The organism is Vibrio coralliilyticus ATCC BAA-450 (genome assembly GCF_000176135.1).
In the GTDB taxonomy this organism is placed as follows: Bacteria; Pseudomonadota; Gammaproteobacteria; order Enterobacterales; family Vibrionaceae; genus Vibrio; species Vibrio coralliilyticus.
The window spans coordinates 628,366-654,025 of record NZ_ACZN01000016.1 but is presented as its reverse complement, the minus strand read 5'-3'; the positions used below and the strand labels follow the sequence as shown (position 1 = coordinate 654,025).

At 45.1% G+C, this 25,660-nt stretch carries 26 protein-coding genes; 16 read left to right on the top strand and 10 right to left on the bottom strand.

Annotated elements, in window-relative coordinates; all coding sequences use genetic code 11:
• Positions 1 to 163: 163 nt before the first annotated feature.
• From VIC_RS14095 to VIC_RS14075, 5 genes are all read left to right on the top strand, one after another.
• Positions 164 to 1,600: a glyceraldehyde-3-phosphate dehydrogenase gene (locus VIC_RS14095; RefSeq protein ID WP_006960652.1), complete on the top strand. Its 1,437-nt coding sequence runs from the start codon at positions 164 to 166 to the stop codon at positions 1,598 to 1,600.
• A 174-nt stretch (positions 1,601 to 1,774) separates the two neighbouring features.
• Entirely contained in the window at positions 1,775 to 1,984 is a 210-nt protein-coding gene (locus tag VIC_RS14090; protein ID WP_006960651.1) for a hypothetical protein, read from the top strand.
• Positions 1,985 to 2,006: 22 nt separating this feature from the next.
• Positions 2,007 to 3,176 carry an alpha/beta hydrolase gene (locus VIC_RS14085; protein WP_039952060.1) on the top strand — a complete coding sequence of 390 codons (1,170 nt, stop codon included), beginning with the start codon at positions 2,007 to 2,009 and terminating at the stop codon, positions 3,174 to 3,176.
• A 157-nt stretch (positions 3,177 to 3,333) separates the two neighbouring features.
• A complete protein-coding gene (locus tag VIC_RS14080) occupies positions 3,334 to 3,819 on the top strand; it encodes an acyl-CoA thioesterase (RefSeq protein WP_006960649.1) in 486 nt (161 codons plus the stop codon).
• A 143-nt stretch (positions 3,820 to 3,962) separates the two neighbouring features.
• Entirely contained in the window at positions 3,963 to 4,208 is a 246-nt protein-coding gene (locus VIC_RS14075) for a hypothetical protein (protein WP_006960648.1), read from the top strand.
• Between the two features lie 15 nt (positions 4,209 to 4,223).
• Here the strand turns inward: VIC_RS14075 and VIC_RS14070 are convergent, their stop codons facing one another.
• The 5 genes from VIC_RS14070 to malE all read right to left on the bottom strand — a co-directional run bounded on the left by VIC_RS14070 (position 4,224) and on the right by malE (position 10,790).
• Positions 4,224 to 5,876: an ABC transporter substrate-binding protein gene (locus VIC_RS14070; RefSeq protein WP_006960647.1), complete on the bottom strand. Its 1,653-nt coding sequence runs from the start codon at positions 5,874 to 5,876 to the stop codon at positions 4,224 to 4,226.
• A 75-nt stretch (positions 5,877 to 5,951) separates the two neighbouring features.
• Positions 5,952 to 6,542 carry an outer membrane beta-barrel protein gene (locus tag VIC_RS14065; protein ID WP_006960646.1) on the bottom strand — a complete coding sequence of 197 codons (591 nt, stop codon included), beginning with the start codon at positions 6,540 to 6,542 and terminating at the stop codon, positions 5,952 to 5,954.
• Between the two features lie 520 nt (positions 6,543 to 7,062).
• Positions 7,063 to 7,953 (bottom strand): maltose ABC transporter permease MalG, encoded by an 891-nt coding sequence (malG, locus tag VIC_RS14060; protein WP_006960645.1) that lies wholly within the window; start codon positions 7,951 to 7,953, stop codon positions 7,063 to 7,065.
• Between the two features lie 11 nt (positions 7,954 to 7,964).
• Positions 7,965 to 9,536, bottom strand: coding sequence for a maltose ABC transporter permease MalF (gene malF / locus VIC_RS14055; protein ID WP_039951955.1), 1,572 nt, complete (start codon positions 9,534 to 9,536; stop codon positions 7,965 to 7,967).
• 72 nt (positions 9,537 to 9,608) lie between these two features.
• A complete protein-coding gene (gene malE, locus VIC_RS14050; RefSeq protein WP_006960642.1) occupies positions 9,609 to 10,790 on the bottom strand; it encodes a maltose/maltodextrin ABC transporter substrate-binding protein MalE in 1,182 nt (393 codons plus the stop codon).
• Positions 10,791 to 11,469: 679 nt separating this feature from the next.
• On the opposite strand from malE, the gene malK reads away from it, so the two are divergent.
• Entirely contained in the window at positions 11,470 to 12,591 is a 1,122-nt protein-coding gene (gene malK, locus VIC_RS14045; protein ID WP_006960640.1) for a maltose/maltodextrin ABC transporter ATP-binding protein MalK, read from the top strand.
• A 63-nt stretch (positions 12,592 to 12,654) separates the two neighbouring features.
• Here the strand turns inward: malK and VIC_RS14040 are convergent, their stop codons facing one another.
• The 4 genes from VIC_RS14040 to hutW form a co-directional block, all read right to left on the bottom strand.
• Positions 12,655 to 13,188, bottom strand: coding sequence for an ATP:cob(I)alamin adenosyltransferase (locus VIC_RS14040; protein WP_006960638.1), 534 nt, complete (start codon positions 13,186 to 13,188; stop codon positions 12,655 to 12,657).
• A gap of 76 nt (positions 13,189 to 13,264) precedes the next feature.
• The gene (hutZ, locus tag VIC_RS14035; RefSeq protein ID WP_006960636.1) at positions 13,265 to 13,795 is read right to left on the bottom strand and encodes a heme utilization protein HutZ; all 531 of its coding nucleotides are present in this window, start codon (positions 13,793 to 13,795) and stop codon (positions 13,265 to 13,267) included.
• Positions 13,796 to 13,875: 80 nt separating this feature from the next.
• Positions 13,876 to 14,379 carry a heme utilization cystosolic carrier protein HutX gene (hutX, locus tag VIC_RS14030; protein WP_006960634.1) on the bottom strand — a complete coding sequence of 168 codons (504 nt, stop codon included), beginning with the start codon at positions 14,377 to 14,379 and terminating at the stop codon, positions 13,876 to 13,878.
• A gap of 11 nt (positions 14,380 to 14,390) precedes the next feature.
• The gene (hutW, locus tag VIC_RS14025; protein ID WP_172854086.1) at positions 14,391 to 15,764 is read right to left on the bottom strand and encodes a heme anaerobic degradation radical SAM methyltransferase ChuW/HutW; all 1,374 of its coding nucleotides are present in this window, start codon (positions 15,762 to 15,764) and stop codon (positions 14,391 to 14,393) included.
• Positions 15,765 to 15,933: 169 nt separating this feature from the next.
• Between hutW and VIC_RS14020 the strand changes: the two genes are divergently transcribed.
• From VIC_RS14020 to VIC_RS13995, 6 genes are read left to right on the top strand one after another with little or no spacing between them, the layout of a single operon-like run.
• Positions 15,934 to 16,692, top strand: coding sequence for an energy transducer TonB (locus tag VIC_RS14020; protein WP_006960631.1), 759 nt, complete (start codon positions 15,934 to 15,936; stop codon positions 16,690 to 16,692).
• A 2-nt stretch (positions 16,693 to 16,694) separates the two neighbouring features.
• Entirely contained in the window at positions 16,695 to 17,384 is a 690-nt protein-coding gene (locus tag VIC_RS14015; RefSeq protein ID WP_006960630.1) for a MotA/TolQ/ExbB proton channel family protein, read from the top strand.
• Entirely contained in the window at positions 17,381 to 17,797 is a 417-nt protein-coding gene (locus VIC_RS14010; protein ID WP_006960629.1) for an ExbD/TolR family protein, read from the top strand. Before VIC_RS14015 ends, VIC_RS14010 begins: the two co-directional genes overlap by 4 nt.
• An 8-nt stretch (positions 17,798 to 17,805) precedes the next feature.
• Positions 17,806 to 18,660: a heme/hemin ABC transporter substrate-binding protein gene (locus tag VIC_RS14005; protein WP_006960628.1), complete on the top strand. Its 855-nt coding sequence runs from the start codon at positions 17,806 to 17,808 to the stop codon at positions 18,658 to 18,660.
• 12 nt (positions 18,661 to 18,672) lie between these two features.
• Positions 18,673 to 19,710 (top strand): FecCD family ABC transporter permease, encoded by a 1,038-nt coding sequence (locus tag VIC_RS14000; protein ID WP_006960627.1) that lies wholly within the window; start codon positions 18,673 to 18,675, stop codon positions 19,708 to 19,710.
• Positions 19,710 to 20,492, top strand: a complete 783-nt coding sequence (locus tag VIC_RS13995) for a heme ABC transporter ATP-binding protein (protein WP_006960626.1) — start codon at positions 19,710 to 19,712, stop codon at positions 20,490 to 20,492. Before VIC_RS14000 ends, VIC_RS13995 begins: the two co-directional genes overlap by 1 nt.
• A gap of 39 nt (positions 20,493 to 20,531) precedes the next feature.
• Here the strand turns inward: VIC_RS13995 and VIC_RS13990 are convergent, their stop codons facing one another.
• Positions 20,532 to 21,728: a sugar efflux transporter gene (locus tag VIC_RS13990; RefSeq protein ID WP_006960625.1), complete on the bottom strand. Its 1,197-nt coding sequence runs from the start codon at positions 21,726 to 21,728 to the stop codon at positions 20,532 to 20,534.
• A gap of 189 nt (positions 21,729 to 21,917) precedes the next feature.
• Here VIC_RS13990 and VIC_RS13985 point away from each other — a divergent pair, with 189 nt between their 5' ends.
• From VIC_RS13985 to VIC_RS13970, 4 genes are all read left to right on the top strand, one after another.
• Positions 21,918 to 22,805: a helix-turn-helix domain-containing protein gene (locus VIC_RS13985; RefSeq protein ID WP_006960624.1), complete on the top strand. Its 888-nt coding sequence runs from the start codon at positions 21,918 to 21,920 to the stop codon at positions 22,803 to 22,805.
• A 121-nt stretch (positions 22,806 to 22,926) separates the two neighbouring features.
• Positions 22,927 to 24,180, top strand: a complete 1,254-nt coding sequence (locus VIC_RS13980) for a peptidoglycan DD-metalloendopeptidase family protein (protein WP_006960623.1) — start codon at positions 22,927 to 22,929, stop codon at positions 24,178 to 24,180.
• Positions 24,181 to 24,495: 315 nt separating this feature from the next.
• Positions 24,496 to 24,867: a hypothetical protein gene (locus tag VIC_RS13975; RefSeq protein ID WP_236612180.1), complete on the top strand. Its 372-nt coding sequence runs from the start codon at positions 24,496 to 24,498 to the stop codon at positions 24,865 to 24,867.
• A gap of 297 nt (positions 24,868 to 25,164) precedes the next feature.
• Entirely contained in the window at positions 25,165 to 25,659 is a 495-nt protein-coding gene (locus tag VIC_RS13970) for a hypothetical protein (protein ID WP_050778623.1), read from the top strand.
• Position 25,660 lies beyond the last annotated feature (1 nt).

The window sequence follows — 25,660 nt, the reverse complement described above, 5'->3', positions numbered from 1 at the left end:
CAGCCAATTACTCTGCAATTATTTTTTCTAGCAGAATAAGATGTTAGGCATTACAATCCTGCCGCATAAAAATTACATAATTAAAACACTTTTTATCTCTGCTCACTCCCCCTACACAGTGAAGTAGAGTCAGTCCCCAAAACGTGAAAGGTCCAAACAAACAATGAGTCCAGAGAAACACCTCCTTGACTGGCAAACGAGCCAAACGATTGCGGAAACTATCTCTCCCCTACTAGGTCAACTTTATCGCGAAAAAGGCGTCGAAGTTCTACTGTTCGGTAAAACTCTGGTGAATGCAGCGACCATCGATATTATCAAGACGCACCGTCTTGCTCGTCGCTATACAGGAACTCCACTATCTGCAGATCAAACGCTTCCTCTGATTAAAGCACTATCAGAAATGGAACTGTCACCATGTCGTATTGATGTAGGCCAACTGGCTCATCAATTCTGGCAAGGTCGCGATGATGAGCACGGTGTCAAAGACTTCCTACATTCTTCTCTAATGGGCGCGATGAACGGAGAGACCGTTACTGAGCCTCGTGATGTTGTTCTATATGGCTTTGGCCGTATCGGCCGTCTACTTACTCGCCTATTGGTTGAGAAAAGTGGCCCTGGCTATCCGCTACGTTTACGTGCAGTTGTTGTTCGTGGTGGTAAGAAAGGCGATCTTGAAAAGCGTGCTAGCCTACTTCGTCGTGATTCAGTTCATGGCCAGTTCAACGGCAGCATCATTGTCGATGAAGAGCGTAAAGCAATCATTGCAAATGGTAACTACATTCAGTTCATTTACGCTAACAAGCCTGAAGAAATTGACTACACCACTTACGGTATCAACAACGCTTTGGTTGTCGACAACACAGGTGTTTGGCGCGACGCTGAGGGCCTAGGCCAACATGTAGCCTGTAACGGCGCTGAAAAAGTGCTACTTACGGCACCAGGTAAAGGCGATATTAAGAACGTTGTGTTTGGCGTTAACGAAGAAGTTATCCAAGCGGAAGATACCATCATCTCTGCGGCAAGCTGTACCACTAACGCAATCACGCCAGTACTTAAAGCCATCAACGACAAGTATGGTGTACTATCAGGCCACATTGAGACTGTTCACTCGTTCACTAACGACCAGAACCTGATTGACAACTTCCATTCAGGCGAGCGTCGTGGCCGAAGTGCATCACTCAATATGGTTTTGACCGAAACAGGTGCAGCGAAGGCAGTCGCTAAGGCGCTACCAGAACTTGCTGGTAAGCTGACTGGTAATGCTATTCGCGTCCCTACTCCTAATGTTTCGATGGCGGTTGCTAACCTGAACCTAGAAAAAGGCACCGACAAAGAAGAGCTGAACGAGTATCTTCGTGAGATGGCGCTAACTTCTAAACTGTCTGCGCAAATTGACTACACAGACTCGACAGAAATCGTTTCCAGTGACCTTGTTGGTTCTCGCCATGCTGGCGTAGTAGATGGTGCTGCAACGATTGCTCAAGACAGCCGCTGTGTATTGTACATTTGGTATGACAACGAGTTTGGTTACAGCTGTCAGGTTGTTCACTGTATGGAACAAATGATGGGTGTACGTTATAAGACTTACCCTAGTAAGTAATCGAATATCGCCCCTGAAAGATTCAGGGGCAAAACTCCACAACACAATTATAAAGATATACCCCCGTACTTGCCGTTTTCTTGATGAAAGCGGCTTTTTTGTTGCTGACGAATTTATTCATCTTTCATTCATTTCGATTTGTTTAATATTGAGGATAAAAGAGAGGTGTAAATTATGAATAGAGTGATTTCGAGCGCATTGGCGCTGTTTATTGGCTTCTTTACCATCATTTTTGGCCTGATCCTAGCAATTCCCTTAACCATCGCGGCTCTGATTACAGGTAAGAAGATCGAAAAAGCGATTAAGAAAAACGCATCAACATTTAACAACCAGCCATCGAAAGGATCTGTGTTGGAGGGAGAGTATGAAGAAGTGTCAAAGTAAAAAGGAAAAGCTGGAATACATCATGCGTAAAAAAACCGCGCTGGCATTTTACTTTGCTGCAGCCGTCACGGCAGGCCTTGTGGGCTGCAGCACGCCTTCTAAAGATCCAGCTTATGACAAAGCTGACACTTTACCTGAATATCAGCAGAGTAGCTTTCAGGAATACATCGCTGACACCAAAACTTGGCTGACGGAAAATCGCTTGTTTCTAACGGGAAATCAGCAGCAAGAGCTAGCACAAGTTTTACCACGAGAGTATGTGCCTTCTGAGCCAAACGGACAAGGTGTGCTTCTGGTACACGGTTTGGGCGACTCTCCATACTCTTTTACAGATATCGCCACACATCTAGCTGAGCAAGGTTACTTGGTGAGAACAGTCTTGCTGCCCGGTCATGGTAGTAAAGCTGGCGACCTGCTGCTACCTAGTTTAGAAGACTGGCAAGGAGTCGTTCACCATCATATTGGCTTACTAAAGCAAGACACCGATTCTATTTGGGTTGGCGGTTACTCTACGGGCGCGAACCTTGTCACTTCTGAAGCATTGTCTGATGAAGATATCAATGGCGTATTATTGTTTTCACCCGCCTTTGAGCCAGGGTCAACGACAGTCAAGTTTGCCGAGCTCGCGAGCTACTTCATTACATGGGCCGATCAGGATCCAGAAGACAATCCACTGCGCTACAACTCATTACCAATGAGTGCGGCAGCTGTTTACTATCAAACATCAGCACAAGTAAGAGATAAACTCGCGACAGCCAATTACGACAAGCCCGTGTTTATGCTCATGAGCGAAGCGGACAGTGTCATCAACACTCAGTTTTCAATTGATACCTTTACGCAAAAAATGAAGAACCCAAACAGTCGTATTGTCTGGCAAGGGGAGCACGATCTCACGGAGCCACGTTCAACCCGATTCTCAATGAACCTGCCTGAACAGAGAATTTCTAACGGCTCTCATATGGGACTGCTCTTTTCGCCAAATAACCCCAATTACGGCATCAATGGAACGAATATAATTTGCTCCAACGGTCAGGAAGAAACCGACGCAGCAAAATGTGCTCAAGGTGAACAAGTCTGGTATTCCGCTTGGGGTTACACCGAACCCGGTAAGATTCATGCTCGCCTGACGTACAACCCTTACTTTGACGAAAGTATGCAGATCATGGATTCCGTCATGTCATCTCGAATCTAACCACTCTTCATCATGCCCTGAATTATCAGGGCATGATGAGCGCCACTCCATTTCTGGGGCTCCTGCGTTTTTTCGACTAAGCTGGAATTATTGATTGCAGTTTATTGAAGTGTTTGTTAATAAGTTTAACAAACACATAAAAACAAAGGATTGACAGATGAGTAATGGTCAACGCGATATAACACTAAGATTTCTAGCTGAACCCGGAGATGTCAACTTTGGTGGTAAAGTTCATGGCGGCGCCGTCATGAAATGGATCGATTTGGCAGCCTATGCCAACGCAGCGGCATGGAGTGGTAAGTACTGTATTACGGCATATGCAGGTGGTATCCGCTTTGTTGCTCCAATACACGTCGGTAATTTAGTTGAAGTCAGCGCCAAAGTCATTTACACAGGCAAAACCTCAATGCATATTGCTATTGACGTCCAAGCCAGTGATCCAAAAGAGCTGAAAAATCGCCTGACAACGCATTGTATTGTCATCATGGTTGCGGTAGACGGAGAAGGCAAACCTTCACCTGTCCCTGAGTGGATTCCAGAAACCAAAGACGATATTGAATTAAGAGATTCAGCGATTCGTTTAATGAACATGCGTAAACAAATCGGTGAAGAAATGGAAGCGCATGTAAAGTATCTGAAATAACATTCCTATCAAAAAAAGAGGCTTAAAGGCCTCTTTTTTCGCTTTTTTATGTCAGATTAATATCATCGCAACACATCTGTCATTTTTCCTTCATCTTGGTTTGATTAAATCCGCAATCGATTAAGTAGAATGAAGGAACTGGCGTGAACCTTAGCCATACAACACTTAGCGAAACCACCTTAGCCAACCCAAAGGCTGTTGAATACCAATGGGTACGCACTATGTATGTTGAAGGCTACGCCGATTCGGAAATCAACCATTATATTCAAACCTGCTTTGGTGGTGACGATACCTTTGCTGACCTGTTTCGTCGAGTTGCGCTTTCTCAAGAAAGTATTTACGTGCTACTTCAGTATTTAGGATGTGCGCCTTCTAATCGCGAATTTTAACCCAAACGACACTGACTATTTAGAAATCCAGAGTTTGTAAAAATCGCTATACCCCGTTGGCCTAATTTGCACACCACGAACTTGCTGCACTTTCGTTACTTCCTCTTTCCCACAAAAAAGCGCCACACAACGTTTACTCTCATATAGCTCTTGCTCTATTTTCTGTAACTCGACAAGAGGCACGTGTGCACTCACTGCTTGACGAATTCTCTGTTGATGAGTTTCCATGCCCCGCTCATTTAACGCGAAACGTAGCCCCGTCGAGATGGATAGCCACTCAAACAGGCCGTATTCAAGAGGCGCCTCGACTATCTCTTCAATCAACATAAGATCAGCATGTGCAGTGGCTGCCTCAGGGTGACTAATGTCTTCGACAATATGGACGTCAAGTTCTAGTCCCGTTGAACGGATCAGTCTATGTAACCATTTTGCATTACGAATTAAACTGGGAATGGTCCAAATAGGCTCTGCAATCACCACTCGACCTTCAAGTTTTGGAGGCTCAACCGGCAACATATTTTCCGATAATTGTTGGAGGTCTACCCCCTCAACAGCGTTATCTTCATCATAATCGTATTTACTTTGGGCAATGTAGTTAGCTAACACATCCCAAGTAGCTGGGTTTAGCTCACTGTCGGCACGCTCATGATAGGTGAGATAAGAGAAGGCATTGATTGATTCTACTTCAACTTCGCCCACTTCCTGATTAAAGCTAAGCGCATTTTCAATTATCTCTGTGTTGTGAGACAGCGTCACCTTTTCTATCAAAGCCCGTGCAGCGTAATAATCATTGTGAGCTTTGAGAGAAAGGCTTTCTTCATTCCATCTATCAACCTTATACGGTCCGGTTCCGACATGGCAGGTATAACCATTACCGAAACATAGCTGATCTCGACAAATAATAGACGCGTAGGGCATTGCCAAAGCGTAAATAAATAATTTATTGGGAAAGTTCAGTGTAATCTCGACTTTGTCGGAGGCAGTAATATCTATTGTTTCAATACCACTCACCAGATCTCGAACCGGGCCAGAGTAATCGCGTAGGCGCTCCAAGCTCCAAACCACATCCTCTATTGCAAGCAACTCACCATCATGCCGGTAAATCAGTGGTCTAAGCCACAAACTGATCACATTGTCATTCTGTTCCCAATGATGGGCTAACCCAGGCAGTAGGCTGCCGTCTTGGTCTTGTCTTATCAAAACATCGTAAACACTTTTAATGACTTGCAACTCTGAGGCGCGATAAGTTTGGGCGGGGTCAATGGTATTGACCCAAGGATAGGAGGAAATAAATACTGAGTTAACTTGCTCGTTTCTCTCGTTAAACTCTTCAGCAGCGACACTGAGTGCTCGAATCGCAACTAATCCATAACTTTCAAGCAATTTCGTAATGACTTTAGACTGCGCTTGTTCGAGTTCATAAAGAAAAATAATGGAGAGAACTTGTTGGAGAGATTTTTTTACCTTAAGTTTACTGCTCTTGCCACGCCCTACTGCAGGCTGCCAATACACCCAGCCAATATTCGCTAACTTACCCATTACGGTTGAAACATTGCGTCTTGAGGTACAAAGCACAGTCTCAAGTTCACCAAGACCAACTGAGTAAACCTGATTAAGCTGGTACTTTTTAAGTAGCAACTCAAGGTATCTTATATTCACATCGTTCACGAATACTCCAAAATTCATCGCCCCTGTTTAAGAAGACATAAGGAGCTCTAAAAATAGAGCTCCTTCGTTTCATGGCTAGAAGTGATAACTTAAGCCTAGTGACAGAGTGGTAATATCTGACTCTACACTCAAGGTTTCGTTACCAATTTTAACTACCTCAAGCTCAGGTCTAATATAATCAAACTCAGCACTCAGCTTGATATTTTTAGAGATTGCAAACTCAGCACCTGCACCATACATTCCTGTGATAGCCTCATCAGAAACTGTAGCATAACTCGTTTTGAACTCAGCACCGAAGTATGCGATCCCCCCTTTAACAAATAGATTGAATCGATCACCAATTGGCAGAATGCCTTTAGCTTGTGTTGCCAAAAACGTCATATCACCAATAGACACATAAGAGCCATCGATAGCATCATAACCACCAAGTGAGCCTTCTATCGCGAAATAATCATTGAACTGATAACCAACAAATAGCTTCGCTGCCGTGCTGTCATCATCTTCCAAGTCTAACTTGTATGAGCCGTTTCCAAATAAAGTGGTGTTGTAAGAAGAGTAAGTGTCTTTAAACTTAGCTTGACCTACTGCCACACCAAGATAAGGGTTTGCGTTTGCAACCGAACATATTCCCGCAAGTGCGATCACTAAAATTGATTTTTTTAACATTGTATCTACTGCCTATCTTATTGAACTTTCAGATTGACACTTCCCTATGTAGCCAATGTTTTCCCTATCATTGGGTTTCGAAACAGAACTGATAATAGAGCTTTGCTTATCAATAAAACACGCAGAATATTTTCGTAAATTTTCTACTTTTTTTATTCACAACTCAAAATAAAGGTCACTTTTCTTTCATTTCTGTATGTAATCCAGCAGAGAATGGGCCCCATTCTCCCCTCAAGAACCAGTGACATACTATTTCTGTAAGTATCTACATTTCATTGAAATTAAAAGATAAGTAAGACTGTTGCAGAATGAATACGTAGTGAAAAGACATAAAAAAACCCGATTAAACTCGGGTTTTGGTTACAAAAACTGTTAGTAGTGAAATAGTAAGGAATCTAAGCTAACAGCCAGCTATGCGTAACGCCAGTTTTGCCCTCTTCTTAACTGATCGGCGGCCAAACCAAAAGTGTTAAGTCGAGAAACAAAATGGGCGACCTCACGGTCGCCCTTATCGTTCTTATTAGCCTTTCACACCACCGGCGGTTAATCCTCCGACCAACCAGCGCTGCGCAAGTAAGAATACGATGGTAATTGGTAGTGCAGATAATACTGCTGCTGCCGCGAAATCACCCCATAGATAGTTTTGGGGGTAAAGATACTGCTGCATACCAACCGCTAATGTATATGAGTTTACATCAGAAAGTAGCAAAGATGCCACCGGAACTTCACCGACCACCATAATGAATGACAAGATAAACACTACTGCAAGAATTGGCACCGACAAAGGAAGTAGAACCAATCGGAACGCCTGCCAAGGTGTTGCTCCATCCAATGCTGCCGCTTCTTCTAGCGAATTATCAATCGTCTCGAAGTATCCCTTAATCGTCCACACATGAAGCGCGATACCGCCGAGGTAAGAGAAGATCAAACCGCCATGAGTATTCAGACCTAGGAATGGAATATACTGGCCTAGCTTGTCAAATAGAGCATAAATCGCCACCAATGCTAGTACAGCTGGGAACATCTGAAAGATCATCATTGCCTTAAGGATGGTGTTCTTACCTTTGAACCTCATACGTGCAAACGCGTATGCCGAGGTTGTAGAAAGTGTCACGATAAGAATCGAGCTAATCCCAGCGACTTTTACCGAGTTCCACAACCATGTTAGAACAGGGAATGGCGGTGGAGTAACTGAACCATCCGCATTAGTTACGGAAAAGCCTAATGCCAGCTTCCAGTGCTCTAAAGATGGGTTTTCTGGAATAATGCTCCCCGTTGCGAAGTTACCTTCACGGAAAGAAATCGCGATGATCATCAACAGCGGGAAGATAATCAGTGCTAGGAACGCCCACATTGCGATGTGAGTAGCCCAAACACGGTATTTTAATGACTTGCCTTGTACCATTGCCATTGTGTCTCTCCTTAGTCCTGAGCTACTTTTGTTACACGAAGGTTCAATAGCGCTAGCGCACCAACCAACAAGAAGATAAGCGTAGCGATTGCACTTGCCAGACCAAAGTCCTGACCACCAGCACCTTCAAATGCGATGCGGTATGTGTAGTTAACCAATAGGTCGGTGTAGCCCGCAGGCTCCGACGTACCAATCATGTTCGGACCACCTTGAGTCAGAAGCTGAATCAATACAAAGTTGTTGAAGTTAAACGCAAAGCTCGCAATTAGTAGTGGCGTCAGTGGTTTGATCATAAGTGGCAGCGTGATGCGACGGAAGTTGTCGATAAAGTTCGCTCCATCAATCGCCGATGCTTCATACAAATCTTCTGGAATCGCTTTAAGTAGGCCCATACACAGAATCATCATGTAAGGGAAGCCTAACCAAGTGTTCACGATGATGATCATCAGTTTCGCCAAGAACGGGTCAGAGAACCACGTTGGGCTGATGCCAAACATCGCCTCCAAGACCATGTTCACTTCACCAAAGCTCTGGTTGAACAAACCTTTGAAGATAAGAATCGAGATAAAGGCAGGAACAGCGTAAGGCAGTATCAACAATACGCGATAAATCGCTCGCCCTTTCAGCTCTTCCCATTGAACAACACTTGCCAGAACCAAACCAATCAGAACAGTCAGAGCGACACTGACTGCCGAGAATACAATCGTCCAGATGAAGATACTAATAAAGGGTTCTTTGATACCGTCATCTTTCCAGACACGCTCAAAGTTATCAGTACCAATAGTTACAATAAAGCCTGGTGAGACAGTTGAGCCTACAAATTGACCATTTTCATCAACTGGTTGGTAAAAGCCGACTTCATTGTTAGGGCGTAGGTTTTCTTGCGTTTCATTGTTGTAGAGCGTCTCCCCATCCGCTTGCAAAGTGTAAAGTGGGACAACTGCCGCAAACTTGCGCAAACCACTCATACGAATGTCTTCACCTGACGGCAAGTGCAGGTCTACAGCGCCAAGAACAGATTTATTCTTGATGATGGCTTTAATTTTCTCTTTTTCACCTTCAACTTGCTCGACAGGAGTCAACGACATATCACCAGATAACGTAGCGAGGTTGAATTCTTCTGTTGCGAACAGCTGATCACCTTTTTTCACAGAGATACGGTGGCCATTCTCTGTCTTGATAAGAGAGAACGGGTAGCTATCACCACTTTGATAAGTACGATCAAGCAAAACAGACTGAGCACGTTCAAAAGAAAGCTGGTTTTTCGCACTGTAGTTAGTGAAGGCAAGACCAACGGTGTACGCCAGCGGGAACAGGATGAATAAAATCATGCCTGCGATACCTGGGTAAATGTAGCGATGTGCGTAAGTCTTTTTACTACCAAAGATATAAAGGGCAAGTGCGGTTATGATAAGGGTAAGAAGTGCAAACGCAATCTCACCACGTGAATACATTAGAATCGTCGCGTAGCCATTAAGAATACCGACTGAGCCAAGAAGCGCCCACTTTATGAATACATTTTTACTTGAAGGCAAGCTCGTTGTTGGTGATGTCATAGCATCTGTACCTTGAACTGACTGCATAAAAGAACCTGCTAGCGATAATAAAACAAAGAAATGAAGGAGGGGTTACCCCCTCCTTAAAAAGGTCGACAATTATTTTGTCATTTGTTTTTCTGCGTCAGCCAGTGCTGCATCTACAGACTGACGACCATCAACGATGTTGATGATTGCGTTTTTCGCGCTGCCCCAGAATGCGTTCATCTGAGGGATGTTTGGCATGATTTCGCCGTTCATCGCGTTATCCATTGTCGCTGCAATGCGCTTGTCTGCATCTAGCTCACGTTGGAAAGAGTTAAGCGCTACCGCACCTAGTGGCTTGTCATTGTTAACTTTACGTAGACCGTCGTTAGTCAGTAGGTAGTTCTCGATGAACTCAACCGCTAGATCTTTGTTTGGAGAAGCTGTGCTGATACCCGCTGTTAGTACACCAACGAATGGTTTAGAAGATTGGCCATTGAATTTAGGCAGAGTGGTTACACCGTAGTTGATGCCAGATTTCTCGATGTTACCCCAAGCCCATGGGCCGTTGATGGTCATCGCTGTATTGCCTTGGTTAAACGCAGACTCAGAAACTGAGTAATCCATATCAGAAGAGATCACGCCTTTGTCTACCAGACCTTTTACAAAGTTCATTGCGTCTTTGACGCCATCGTTCGCGATACCCGCGTCTTTGATGTCGTAGCCTTCTGCGCCGTATTTGAACGCGTAACCACCATCAGCCGCCATTAGTGGCCATGTGAAGTATGGTTCTTTCAGGTTCCACATGATGGCAGACTTGCCTTCTTTCTTCAGCTTAGTGTCGAGTGCTTCAACTTCTTCCCAACTCTTAGGTGGGTTTGGCACTAGGTCTTTGTTGTAGATAAGAGACAGAGATTCAACCGCAACTGGGTAACCGATGATTTTGCCGTTGTATTTAACCGCATCCCACGCGAAGTCTACGATGCCTTCTTTCACTTCTTTAGACGGCTTAATTTCACTTAGAAGACCTGCTTCAGCGTAACCACCAAAACGGTCGTGAGCCCAGAACACAATATCAGGACCATCACCGGTCGCTGCAGTTTGAGGGAACTTGTCTTGAAGTGCGTCTGGGTGAGCAACTGTTACTTTGATCCCCGTTTCTTCTTCAAACTGTTTTCCTACTTCAGCAAGTCCGTTGTAACCTTTATCGCCGTTGATCCAGATAGTTAATTGACCTTCTTCGATAGCAGCATTTGCACCAAATGAGCCAAGAGCAACTAGGGTACCTAGTGCCACTGTGCTTAGGGCGTTTTTCATGATCATATCCTTTTTATATTTGTGTTGTAGGGTTCCACCGTTCAGAGGTTTCACCGTATTTCGACATACATTTTTAGCTAAACTGTCAATTAGCTCATCCTCCTACTCCCTACGCCCTCGGTATTATGGCCTATTTTCGTGATCGTCATCCTTCGACGAAGGCGACCAGAATCACAAAAATGACGCTTAACGTGATCGATTTCACTATCAAACCCCAGATTTCTTTGAACTCGATCTAACTCCGTGCGATCAGCCCTCCTCTCCCTACTCCCCGCCTACTACCCCTTTAAAAAAAATCATCAGGAGGATGCAGTAACAGTCCAAGAAAGCCAAACTACAGTCATCCAAGAGTGGATGGTAAGAACCCTTTCCAGTGTGTTTATGATTGCTTTGCAATCAAACTAAAGCTGGTTTGCAATGCCGTGGGGTTCGCTGTTATGAAGTAGATGTTCGTAGTGATTCTGGTGTCATTACCAGTTTGGATTCAACGGGGGAGACAGTTACTTTCATACGGGGGAAGCGAACTTTATTTTGGCTTTGACGGGTGATGCGATTGAATCCATCACCCTTATTTTCTTACACTTCAATTCACCTTACCGAATTCCTACACTTACTGCTCGCGCGATAATTCATATAATGATGGGCAGTAAAATAAAAATATTGATCGAGGGCGAGCTAGATGGCGAGTGTCACGTTAAAAAATGTATGTAAAGCTTATGGCGACGTTTTAATCTCAAAGAACGTTGATCTGGACATTCAAGAAGGCGAGTTTGTTGTCTTCGTCGGTCCATCAGGCTGTGGTAAATCAACTCTGCTACGTTGTATTGCTGGTCTAGAAGATATTACTTCGGGTGATCTTTACATTGGTGAAGAGCGCATGAATGAAGTTGAACCTTCTCAGCGCGGCGTAGGTATGGTATTCCAGTCTTACGCGTTATACCCACACCTGAACTTATACGACAATATGTCGTTTGGCCTCAAGCTGGCGAAAGCCGACAAAGGTGAAATCGACAAGCGCGTTGAACACGCAGCGGAAATTCTTCAACTGAGTCACCTGCTAGATCGTCAACCAAAAGCCCTTTCAGGTGGTCAGCGTCAGCGTGTAGCGATTGGTCGTACTCTGGTTTCTCAACCTAATGTTTTCCTTCTTGATGAACCACTATCAAACCTAGATGCTGCTTTGCGTGTTCAGATGCGTTCTGAGATTACTAAGCTTCAGCGCAAACTAGGCTGTACCATGATTTACGTAACTCACGATCAGGTAGAAGCTATGACTATGGCTGATAAGATCGTGGTATTGGACGCAGGCTATGTTGCTCAGGTTGGTAAACCACTTGAGCTATACCATTACCCTCAAAACCGCTTTGTGGCTGGTTTCATCGGCTCACCTAAGATGAACTTCATGAGTGTCTTCATTGAAGCTGTAGAAGACGATCGAGTCATGGTTCAACTGGCTAACGGTACCACTTTCTGGATTCCAGTTGATGGCCGCACGGTAACACGTGGCGAGCGTATGTCACTGGGTGTGCGCCCAGAGCACTTGCTTCCAGCTGATCAAGGTGATGCTGCCATTGAAGGTGAAGTCAACATCGTAGAGAAGTTGGGTAACGAAACTCAGGTGTACATGCACATTGATGCAGCTGACGCGGATATGATCTATCGCCAACCAGATACGCTAGCGGTAGAAGCTGGAGACAAACTGATGGTAGGCATTCCAGCACACCGTTGTCACTTGTTCCACAGTGATGGTAAAGCTTGTCGCCGCCTGTACAAAGAAGCAGGTGTTGATTTCGAAGCATAATCATCAACCGATTAAAACAACGCCCGGCTCAATGCCGGGCGTTTTCATTTCCGTTACCCCATACTATTTTGGCATTGGATAACTTTTGCTAACGAATTCCGTTTCAACGACTTGTTGCATGCGGTTGGTATAAGAAGCCAACGTATACATGACATTCGCTAGCAAATTAGCATATCGAAACAAAATAGGATCAGGCGATTTTTTACCTGCATGTTCGATCGCTACAAGAGCACGCACAACTTTCTTCGCTTGTGTCCTGCACAAATGCAACTCTGCTGAAATAGGATGCCCTCCGGGCAATACAAAGCCTTTAAAACCTCCGTCTAGCTTTTCACGCAGTGCATTGTAATCATGATAAAGCTCCTGCAGGTTATCCTCAAAAATTGCCAGTTTTCCACGCACCGAACCATTCAAGTGATAAACATAAGGCTGGACTCGTTGCAGGACATCTCGGCTATAGTCATCCAGATCCATCGTCAGGACCAGACCAATCCTTGTACACAGCTCATCCGCCGCAATCTCAAAGTCACACACTGGGCTGTCTTCATAAATAAAGGGATAACAAATTTCCCCATGATCCTTGCTTACAGGTTTCACGCTTTTCCCTTTCAGATACAACAAAGGGAGCCAGTATAGCTCCCTTATCAGACAGTTTTCGACTTAATTGGACAGCTTAAGCGTTTTCTACCTGCTTATGACCTTCTTCAAGGTGAACAAAATCAACCAGATCATCACCTGATACCTGATAAGCCTGACCAAAGCCTTTTACAAACAGACCTTTCTCCGCTTTCAGGTTGAATAGAACAAAGTCTTGCAACTGGCTCAGACCATCAATGATTTCACCGAAGCGTTCTTTCATCTGACCCACAATTTGTTGCCACTGCTCAGACTCACGGTCAACAACGGTTGCTACCGCATCAAATGTCAGGCGTTTGCGCGCAAACAGCTGCTTTGATGTATCTTCGTCTTCGATCATCATGATAGAAACATTTGGGTTAACCTGAAGGTTGCGAGCGTGGCGCGCAATTTCCGAGATCAGAATAAAATAACCTTCCTGGTTTTGAACAAATGGCGCGTAGCTCACGTTCGGTTGACCATCAGCATCAACGGTGGCTAGCTGAAGCGTGCGGCGCTCTTGGCGAAACTCTTTGATTTCCGGACCAAGACGACCTTGAAGACGCTCTTGTTTTACTTGTGGATCCATTTTGAACTCCTGACTTTTCAATACTTTTTATTTCTAATAATGTTGGCTTCCGGCATAACCTGTCATGCCGGAGCTCCTATTTATTTGCGTAGCTCTTGCTGCCACTGCTTGAATGTTTCTACCTGTTCAGCGATCAGCTCACGCTTTTCGTTGCGTCCTAGATAGATTTTAAAAATGTTATTACCTTGTTCACAGAAAAAGCCAAAGTAGTGACTCTCACGCCCCATGAACGGCTTGCTAACTAAAGCAATATTTTTCACGTTGTCTAACTTAAGGTGACCATGAAGCTCGCCTTCTTTACCCATCAGGTTGTAGTAGCCTCGAGCAACTTTGCCTTTCGGGAATGGTGCCTTCACTTCAAAAATTGAACCGAACGAATGAACAATGGTTGTCACTGGGCCAAAACCGACCAAGTTTTCCAAGAAAGACTGAGCTTGCTCTCCCGGAGCCAAGGCAATCATCTCTTCTGGTAGAGCCGCTACCGCTTCGAATTCAGACACCTCTAAACGCTCTGCAATTGCAGCGGGTAGAAGTGTCGGTTCTTGCTCGATCAGTTGAGCGACTTGTTGTTTTAGTGCTTCCATAATAATTCCACTTAGAGTGCCACTTTGTGTGACGCGATTACTTCAGAATGTGTTTTTTGCAATACTTGAATGCAGGCTTGTGCCAAACTGACTGCCCAGAAGCTGCCAGCTAAAGTCAACGCTAGGTAATCCCCTTCAATGCGCGCTAAGCCTTTGTTCTGCCATACTTCAAACAGCGGCATAAAGAAATCAAACGTATCTTCACCTGCTAATAAAGGTAGTTGATGACGGCTAACGACACCTTTGTCGAAACCAGATTTAATGGCAGCAAACAAAGGTTCCTGCGCATGTTGCTTGGTCATCATAGCGACGACTGAATCACCAGACTTCATCGCGTTCATGTAAGTTTCTAATGTACGGTGGTTCATCATTCCATAACCACCAATGTTGCCACCAGCGCCACAGCCGATAGGTAATACTTCAGCGTATGTCTTAGCGAGGCTGTTGTACTGGCTGCGCTCTCGATTGTCTCTTGCCCAGTGATTAACACTTAGCTGGCGCATATAATGTTTGTCCATAAAAGCGACACCAAGTTCATACATTGATGCTTTATCTGGTGTCGTTGCTGGTGGTGGCATCTTGCCTTTTTCAACCAAATTCAGCATCGGCGCGGTTCCACCGACCACAAGCTGATAGAGATCTAACCCGTGAGCGCCTGTCGACATGAAATCATTCAAGTCCTGCTCAAACACATCTAGCGTCTGATACGGAAGACCGTATAGAAGGTCGAGAATTATTGGCGCCTCTTCGGTGGCAGAGAGCTGCGCGACACGTTCCAAGACGACTTCACGATCATCCAGACGTTTTGCACTACGGCGGACTTTGGTATCAAAACTCTGAATACCAAAGGAGAAACGGTTAAAGCCGCCTTCCAGAGCTCTTTCAAACATTTCTTCGCTGAATCGATTGATTCGCCCTTCTAAGGTGATCTCACAATCTGTAGAAAGCGGGAAGTACTGACGAATGGCTTTACCCAGACGTTCCACTTGCTCAGTCGAGAGATCGGTCGGTGTTCCACCACCAATATAAACCGCATGGAAAACACCGGTCTGTGTCCAAGGCAAAGCGCTCTTCTGTTTGATTTCATTAATCAGTGCTTCGAAGTAGTCATCGACCAGTTTTCGGCTCGCAGCATTTTGGAAGAAATTGCAGAAAGTACATCGGACCCGGCAGAAAGGAATATGAATGTATAGGCAACGCTTTTTGTTACGTTGACCTTGTTGTTCATACAAGGTGTTGAGAAGTGGCACTTTTTGTTCAGGCATGATGGGAGATGCCATACCGCCCGCATGAGCAGAATGCTTTTTGGGGAACGCAAATCGCAACGGATCAGGCGTATCCTCTCCCAAAATCGATTCATCAAATTTATCAATATCTAACATCACATAACATCTCTTAACGCTTATTCCACAAGGGCTCGCGCTAAATCTTTCAAAACTGCGAACGATCATAAAATGGTGCAAATGATAATGCAATTGATAATTGATCTTATTTCGATTGTAAGTAATAATCTCATTCCATGTTGTAAAAAATGATTCATTCGTGAGGCTGGTAGTGAACCTAAAAAGATATGCGATAGCAGGATGCGTTTCCCTTGCTCTTCATACCGCAATTCTCTTTGTCGCTGATGAACCAAAGCTTCATGCGATGCCTGCTGGTGCACAATCTTCCACGGTCTCTATCAACTTCAAAGCCGTACCCACTCAACAACCGCCAGCGGAACCGGAGCCTGTCGCTGAACAACCCGTAGAAGCACCTGAGCCTCCTAAACCAGTTGAGCCAGCGAAAGTCGACCCACCAGTGAAAAAGCCAGTGGTGAAAGAGAAGCCGGTAGTAAAGAAAGAGGCACCTAAACAACAGAAAAAGGTGGTTGAGAAAAAGACTGACAAACCCGTTAAAAAAACAACGCAAAAGAAACCACAAGATCAGCCTGTTGTTAAAAAAACTGTAGAGAAGGCAGAAAAGAAAAAAGAGGTAGTAGAACAAACGAAACCTCAACCTGCTGAGGTAAACCAAGGCGTTAGCCAAGAACCGGTACTGGTAAACAGACCTAGCTTCTTATCTAAACCGACTCGACCTGTCTATCCAAGACTCGCACAGAAAAGAAAGCTTGAAGGCGTAGCTATGTATGAAGTCTGGCTGGATGAAAACGGTGATCAGGTCAGACAAATCTTAATTTCTTCTTCCGGAGCAACCATCTTGGATAACTCTGCTCTGAAAGCCATCAAAAAGTGGAAATTTTCCCCGCACATCGTTAACGGACAAAAGATGGCCCACCGCGTCAGATTACCCGTTCGCTTTAAATTGGATTAACAATGGAACAACTAAATCAATTACAAGAACAGCTTGGCCTGATGACATGGCCACTGATCATTTGTTCAGCATTAACCGTTATGATCATCACCGAACGTTTGTTCCAGGTCATGATCAGCCTGGGCGTGGGTAAGCGCGCTATCCGTAATGAGCTCAACCAAATTTCTCCTTCCGACAAGCAGCAACTAGAAGCCTTGGCAGAGAAACTCTCTCCACGCCGCCCACTGCTATATAAAGGCGTAGCGATGCTGTTAGCCCACCATTCGTTTTCCAAAGTTTTGCGTGAAGATGCCGCGGGTATGTGGCTTCAGGAAAAGCGCCATCAACTCAATTCTGGCCTTCGTTTGCTGACTCTCATCGGTGTGATCAGCCCATTAATTGGCCTGCTGGGGACGGTACTTGGCCTTATAGAAATGTTCAAAGGCGTTGCCGCATCAACGGGCAGTATTACACCCAACGATCTCGCTGACGGTCTTGGTTTAGCAATGCGCACAACCGCTGCTGGCTTGCTGATCGCTCTACCAGCCATTGCTGGCGCTCAGTTGCTTGGCCTGTGGGCGGATAAAGTCATGGCGAAGCTAGAACACACACTCAACTACGTTAACTTATGGTTGGAAGGCATCAGTCTCCAACACGTTTCACCTCAAGTATCGGCGAAAGCCCCAATACCAGTGACCGAGGCGTCATCATGATCAAAGTATCACAAGAGAAGAGTAACTTCGGTCTAACTCCTGATCTCACTCCTCTACTGGATATTATTTTTATCGTCATGGTGTTCCTGATGCTCACCGCCGCCGTCAAGCTCGATTCACTGGAAGTCGACCTTCCAACGACTGACTCACAAGTGGTCGCGGAAGTGGATACTAAGTCTATTACCGTCAATATTCTCGAAAATGAGCCTTACTGGGCAATCAATGGCAAAGAATACATTGATTGGGAAAACTTCAAACTTGCTCTGCTGGAAGAGCATAAATCAAACAATCATCCGATAGTGATTGGTGCAGAGAAAACCGCTGACGTGCAATACCTCGTCAAGCTACTCGCCTTCTTACAAGAAAACAGTATCCAGGCGACACAACTACTTACGGAAGAATTAAAACAATAGAGTCTATTATGCTTAAGAAAACATTGATCAAAGGAGTTGCCGCCCTATCCCTATCTGCAGTTGCTGCAACAGCAATGGCGAATGAACGTATCATTAGTGCGGGTAGTGCGGTGACAGAACTTATCCTCGCCTTAGAGCAGCAAAACCAGCTGGTTGCCGTAGATGTCACCAGCGAACTGCCACAAGATCTAAAGCTTCCAAAGATTGGTTACCATCGCCGTTTATCCTCTGAGGGCTTGATGGCACTCAACCCAACACGATTGATTGGTTCCGATGAAATGGGGCCAGAAACGAGCCTGAGCCAACTAAAAACCGCTGGTGTTGAAGTCGATATCGTCAATACCCTACCGACTCCTGAAGGCTTGCTGGAACGCATTGATGAAATCGCGGCGCTAACCGATAGCCAGAAGAACGCTGAAGCGCTCAAAGCGGAAGTAAACCAGCAGATTTCGAGCCTTGAGAAAAACAAAGCTAAAACCAAAGAAGCCAAAAAAGTCCTGTTTCTGCTGATTCATGAAGGACGCCCGGCCAATGTAGCGGGAGCAAGCACAACACCAAATGCAATCATCGAGCTGGCGGGAGGCGTTAACCCTGCGGCAAGTAAGCTGGATTCATACAAGCCACTGTCTACCGAAGCCATGGTAGAGATGCAACCTGATGTCATCCTGGTTAGCGGTCGTAGCTATGAGAAGATGGGTGGCGCTGATGCCATTCTGGCTAAAATGCCACTATTGGCGGCCACACCTGCTGGTCAATCAAAGAACATTATTACTGTTGACGGCCATGCACTTGTCGGCGGTCTTGGCTTGAAGAGTCTTTCTGAAGCTGAGCGACTAAGCCAGATCCTGACTACCGTAGAATAAACGCCCGTATTTATGTTGTTACGTCGTATTCCTCTATCCGCAATTCTAACGCTGTTCGGCTCCATACTGGCGCTGACAGCGCTAACCTCTGTGACTGTTGGTCCCATGAACATCAGTTTTATGGACAGCGTATACAGTCTGATTATTCGCTCTAACGATCTCGCGCCTCACATCAATATGGTCATCCACGAGATTCGCTTCCCTAGAACCGTGCTTTGCATGCTGGTAGGTGCCATATTGGCGATTTGCGGCACGGTGATGCAAGGGCTGTTTCGTAACCCACTCGCAGAGCCGGGTATCATTGGTGTCTCTGCCGGTGCTTCTTTGGGGGCCGCTTTCGCGATCGTGATGTTTGCAAAATTCAGTATTGATTATCCTCAATTAATGAACTTTGCCGCCGTACCTCTTTTCGCTTTCTTTGGTGGTGCTCTGACAACCATCATGGTGTATAAGCTCGGGACCAGCAAAATGGGAACGTCAGTGACCATTATGCTCCTAGCAGGCGTAGCGATCAGCGCTTTGTCTGGCGCTGGTATCGGCTTTATGAGTTTTGTCGCCAATGATCAGATGCTTCGGGACTTATCGCTGTGGCAAATGGGCTCTCTGGCTGGTGCTAACTGGACCAGCATTACGCTTTGTGCCGTCACTCTATTGATACTGATGGTTATTTTTATGCGTAAAGCCATGCCTCTCAACGCCTTATTACTAGGTGAGGCGGAAGCAAATCACCTTGGTATCCCCGTACAGAAGCTCAAACGCCAACTCATACTGCTTACTGCCATTGGTGTCGGCGTGACAGTCAGCGTATCTGGCATGATCGGTTTCATTGGTTTGGTTATCCCGCATTTAGGCCGGATGCTGTCTGGCCCTGACCACCGTACGCTACTACCGATTTCTGCGTTGATGGGGGCATTACTCCTCACCTTCGCTGATATGTTCTCTCGTGTTGCTTTTGCGCCCGCTGAACTCCCTGTTGGTATCGTCACCGCTATCATTGGCGCGCCATTCTTTATCTATCTGCTGTTCAAACAAAAAGGGAAGATCTTGTAATGGGAAAAGTTGTACTGTCCGGTGAAGGTATCTCAATGCGTTTTGGAAAACGCAAAGTTTTGGATGATGTGGATATCAAGATTAAAGCGGGAGAAGTGACTGCGTTACTTGGTCCCAATGGAGCAGGAAAGAGTACGTTGCTCAAGTTGCTCTGTGGTGAAATTCCATCCAACAATAACATTCAGTATTTTGGTAAGCATCGAAAAGAGTGGCAAGCAGGCACACTAGCCAAACATCTTGGAATGCTGCCTCAACACAGCACCTTGAGCTTCCCGTTTCTGGCACATGAGGTGGTTGAGCTAGGTGCCATTCCACTTAACCTGCCTAACAAAGAGACTCAAACGTTAGCAAAACAATACATGCAGATGACGGATGTTGGGCACCTTGCCGAGCGGCTCTACCCTTCTTTATCTGGTGGCGAAAAACAGCGCCTGCACCTGGCACGCGTATTAGTGCAATTATCTCACTCAGGCGACGAGAAAATTTTGATGCTCGATGAGCCGACATCTGCACTGGATCTAGCCCATCAACACAATACGCTGAAGATTGCTCGCCAACTCGCAGACGAGCAGAACACCGCCGTAGTTGTGGTCTTGCATGACCTCAATTTGGCTGCTCAATATTCTGATCGCCTTGTGGTACTGCACGACGGAGGGCTGGTGTGTGACGCACCACCTTGGGAAGCTCTGACATCCGAAATGATTGAATCCGTCTACGGCTATAAGTCTTTGGTAGACAAACATCCATCACTGGATTTCCCCATGGTTTACCCAGCAGCATAAAAGTAAGGAGCGCATCAAGCGCTCCTTTTCATTGGTTGATTAAGCCGTCGCTGGACACGGTGCTTGGCGCTGCTTTTTATTTAACTTGTAAGCGAATAGAGATAGCAATAGATACGCTAGCACTATCGCGAACAAGCAGACATAAAAAGCACTGTAGTAACTGAATAGCTCTCCAACAATGCCAACGGCTAAACTGGCGGCTAACATACTAACGTTGAGTAAATTTGAAAACAGCGTTGATGCAGTTCCCAACCTGTCACGCATCATGTCCTGTAGCGCAACCATTCCCAACGTTGCACAACTGCCAATGAAAATGCCATTGAAGATCTGGGCAGCAATCAGCATGGCTTTGTCTGTTGCGATCAACATGGTCACAAAGAACAAACAACCACTCACCAAACCGACCGACATAACACGTACGGTACCGAACCTAGCAGCCAGCTTTCCGGCGTAGAACATGACTGGGATCTCGCACAACGCTGCCACTCCAAACAGCACTCCAAGCCAGTTTGCTTCCACTTTTAACTCCTGAGACAAATAGAGCGGCATACTGACGATGTATAAGTTGTTTGCCGCAAAGGCGAACACCACAACAAAGGCATACAACACAATCAGAAAGTTTATTGAACTAGGAGCTGTCACTTTATCTTTTTCTTCGATATCAGGCTTTACAACACTATCTGGCAGGTAGTATGCAATAACGACAATCGCAGTACAGATGATAAAGGCTGACGCAGCAAAAGAAGCATTGAAACCAAACTGAGCTTTAAGGATAAACGCCACGGGCGGACCGAACACCCAAGCAATCGCAATCCCTGCCCGCATTATCGACAAAAAGCTGGTGCTATCTTCAAACCGACTGTCGCCATACTCTCTGCCTAGCGCAAACAATTGACCAAAAGAAGCACCACTGACACTGCCAAACAGCGTCACAACCACTATCGCCAACCAAAATTCGCGAATAAAGATAAAGCTCACCACGGTCACCAAATAGCAGCTCAACGACACAATCAGTATTCGCTTTCTTTGCCAACCCTGATCTGAGTAGCGGGCTATGACCTGTGAGACAATCACTGAGCTAACAACCGCTGTGACCATGTAGGCAGACAGCATCATTGGAGAAGCCCCCAAAGCTTCCACTATAAACAGGCTCGAAAGCGGGTAAAAAAAAGCACCACAAAGCCCAGAAATGAAGGCTGTGATAATAAAAAGTATCGCGGTTCTGTCTTTATGCATATTCTGCTCTTTATGCTATTTGGAGATAGAGATTCACTTTAGAAAACCGCTTAATTTTAAATAGTATCGTACGGCTAAATTAATAGTATTCGACCTACATCTGATACTTTTCCACCAATAGATGTATTTTCATTGACAGTTTTCGCGCAGTTTCATTAGCCTAGTAAGGTGTCAGGGGAGAACTTCGAATTGAAACCGTTTATAGAAAACATCAGCAATCACCCTAGCTTTAACTGGTTGGTCAAACACTATTGTTGCGATGTTATCAAGCAAGAGTATGCCTGTGCCTGGCACTACCATTCTGAATATGAACTGGTGCTCTACCTAGATCCGCACGACGCCTTTGAAGGTAATTACTTTGCGGGTGATGCAGTGGGTAAGATCGATCACAACACACTGCTGTTATACGGGCCTGGATTACCGCACATGCTGAGTGGTCGTTTATCACGAGAGGAACAAGGCACACATCACACCGTTGTCATCTGGTTTAAACACCAATGGCTAGAGAAACTGCAAGACCTGATTCCAGAAGCCCATCACTTTAAACGCATATTGGCAGAAGCCGCCTACGGAGTCAGGTTTAGTAAGGAAACCGCCCAGAGAGTCAACGTCATTACTCGAGACTTAGAGCAACAATCCCTGCCAATACAGGCCGTCAGAGTCATGGAGATTGTTTTGCTCCTAGTGGAAGATCAAACTCGGCAAACCTTATCAGCGACTCCCTACCATTTACACCGCTTTGAAGATGATAAAGAGTCCTATCAAAGAATTCAGCAAGCTAGGTTCTATATAGAGGAGCACTACGCCCGCCCTATTAAGGTTTCCGATCTTTGCCAACTTCTTCATATGAGTGAGAGCTCTTTGTATCGCATGTATGAAAAGCATTTTGGGGTGAGTTTTTCCGAACATTTGAAGCAGTATCGAATAGGCAAAGCGTGTGAGTTGCTCGCAAGTTCTGCAAAACCAATCGCGCTAATTGCCGAACTGACAGGTTTTCAGAATCTTTCTAACTTCAATCGCCAGTTTAAAACCATGAAAGGCATAACGCCTTCAGCATTTCGTAAGCAATTTCTGTAATACTGCCCAACTTAGGCCGTCACCTTAATCAATACGGTTCACTGACATTGACACAACAACACTACACACACCCAGAATGTTATGTTATAACATTTCGATAATTTCATAGATAACACCTGCTATGCTTTCAAAACGCTCTCTACTAGCACTCATCGCTGTCACTTGTTTTTCCATCGCTGCATTCATTCAAGTTGAAACAACCAAAGAAACACCCTCACCTGAAGTTAAAATCCCCATAGTCCCCTACCAATCTCTTCCCGATGCGGTGACTTCAAAGTTTCAACCGATGAAAGTCCACTACATCGTGAAAGTAGGTGACACATTAAGTTCAATTTTCTCAGCTTGGCATCTGCCTTATCAGACGCTACAACACATTCTAGAAGCGGATCTGGTTTCACTTAAGCTGGATACGATCAAACCCGGCGATCATTTAGAGTTCGTTGTTGATAATGAAACACGCAAACTCAACGCACTGATCTTCCATGAGAGTTTGGTAGAGCAAGCAATTTACGAAAAAGACGACAGTGGGCAATTTAGCTATCGTTTTGATGAACAGCCCGGTAGCTGGCGTTCAAAGCTCTACTCTGGTGAGGTCAATGGAAGCTTCTCTGTGGCGGCGCATCGCCTAGGATTAAGCACAACGCAAATCGCAAACATCACACGAGTGTTAAGGGACAAGGTAAATTTTGCTCGTGATCTGCGCGCGGGTGATTCGTTCAACATTCTAGTTAAGGAACAGTACCTCGATGATCATAAAACAGGGAATGCCGAAATTGAGGGAATTTCCTTGTCGATGCGAAGTCACGAAATAGCCGCTTTTCTCGCTGACGATGGACGCTTTTATGACAGAGAAGGTAATAGCTTAGAACAAGCCTTTGATCGATACCCGATAACCAAAGCCTATCGCCGTATCACTTCGCCTTTTAACCCTAAAAGGAGGCACCCGGTCACAGGCAGAATTTCACCTCATAACGGCACCGATTTCGCAACACCGGTCGGCACTCCTATCTACTCTACGGGAGATGGAAAAGTGATTGCTGTACGAAACCACCCTTACGCAGGCAAATATCTGGTTATCGAGCATAACAGCGTATACAAAACCCGTTACCTACATCTCAGCCGTTTTCTGGTTAAAAAAGGACAACACGTGAAGAGAGGACAGAAGATCGCCCTCTCCGGAGCAACAGGTCGTCTGACGGGGCCACACCTTCACTTTGAAGTACTGGTGAGAAACCGAGCCGTTGACCCGATGAAAGCCAATCTACCGTTAGCGACTTCTATTCCTAAAAGCATGTCAGCGGCATTCACAGATCGAGTTGCCAACTTTGACGCAAGTGTTGCCGCGCGGCAAAAGAGCCCAGAGAAAAATTCATAAAAAAGCGGAAGGATAAAGGGCTAGTCTCACCCTATGAATTCAGATGAGCTAAGTTCAGACTAATAGACCAGATACGAAAAAACCGCTGTATAAACAGCGGTTTTTTATCGAAAGTGGCGGGGAGAGTGGGACGAATATGGGTACTGGTTTTTAGAAAGTGATGAAATTAGAATTTGAAGTACAGTTAACTCGCCCGGAGGTTTAAAGTTGAAAATTTTATACTTCGACACCAACAGTCTATTGTTCTCAAACGGGTATATTCGTGCAGATCAAGATCGTTGTACAAGATACAAGAATTGGCAAGCAGCCCCTACAATGCCCCTTTGTAAATTGATCTCACCAGACATCATTGGTTTAAACAAACTACGTGAAGCAGCTGCCTACTCCGGGTTAAAACTCTTCCCATTAGATGCTAGATATCCAAGGAGTTTTTTCATCAATGAAGATTTGATTAGCAACGATGAGCTAGCGCCGGAAGTAACAACAAGTGTTCGTATGGGGAATAGCGATCCATTGCGTAGGATGCTAGCCCATGCCCAAAACCTAGAAGCTGTATGGTATGTATGCGGCGATCTCGAACAAAGTGCTCTACTCGAGGCCTCACCTAATCGTTACTTGAAATCAGCTTTCGGAGAAGGTGTCAACAATGAGCTACTAGCCAAGATAAGAGCATTGAAAATCGGTTAGGTAGTTCAATAACGTAAACCATCTGCGCTTTTTTCGTCTTGAAGGTTTGATACTGCTTTCATTCATTTGGCTGAAGATAACCACACGCTTTTCATTATAGAGTGAATCCACATCAACTTATCTCTCATCTTCTCTTTACGAGTTAACAAACCAATCGACATGTGTACAAACCTAAAAAGAGTTGAGGACCATTGTAGTAGCAAACTGATTTCTATTCGAAAGTCTTTTCGTTAAGAGTTACCATACTAACGAACTAAAAGTTGCGATAACGTAACGATAAAACTAAGAGTACAGTAAATGCATGCAAAAACGCTTGAAGACATCGAAGCTAACTTCAATGATTATGAAGTAGGTTTAGAACGATATGTTAGATGTGCTTGGGCCCTAGATATGCGTATGCATCACGTGTTTCGTCCAGACTTGACCAACTCGTTAATCTCTAATATTGAACGAATTAATGAATCCTTAGGGGTCGCTGTAAAAACAATTGATTTGAATCAGTGGAAACAAAATTTCACGTCGTCAGGGAAGCTGAATAAGTCTATTGAGGAAAATGAGTATCCTACTTGGCTCTGGCTCTACGGTGTCGAGGCGTTAAAGGATCCTAACTTTTCAGGTTGGCTGCGTAATCGATTAACAGCTCGTTCAATAGAAAACCTACGAGTTATCTTTGTTGTCGATTCTTATGACGATTATCGAGAGGTTTTTTGTGATAGGAAAGCCGCTTTTTATCACTCTACGAGAGTTCTCCAAACGAATCTTAGCAACCAAAATGAAAATTGTAGTGCGTAAG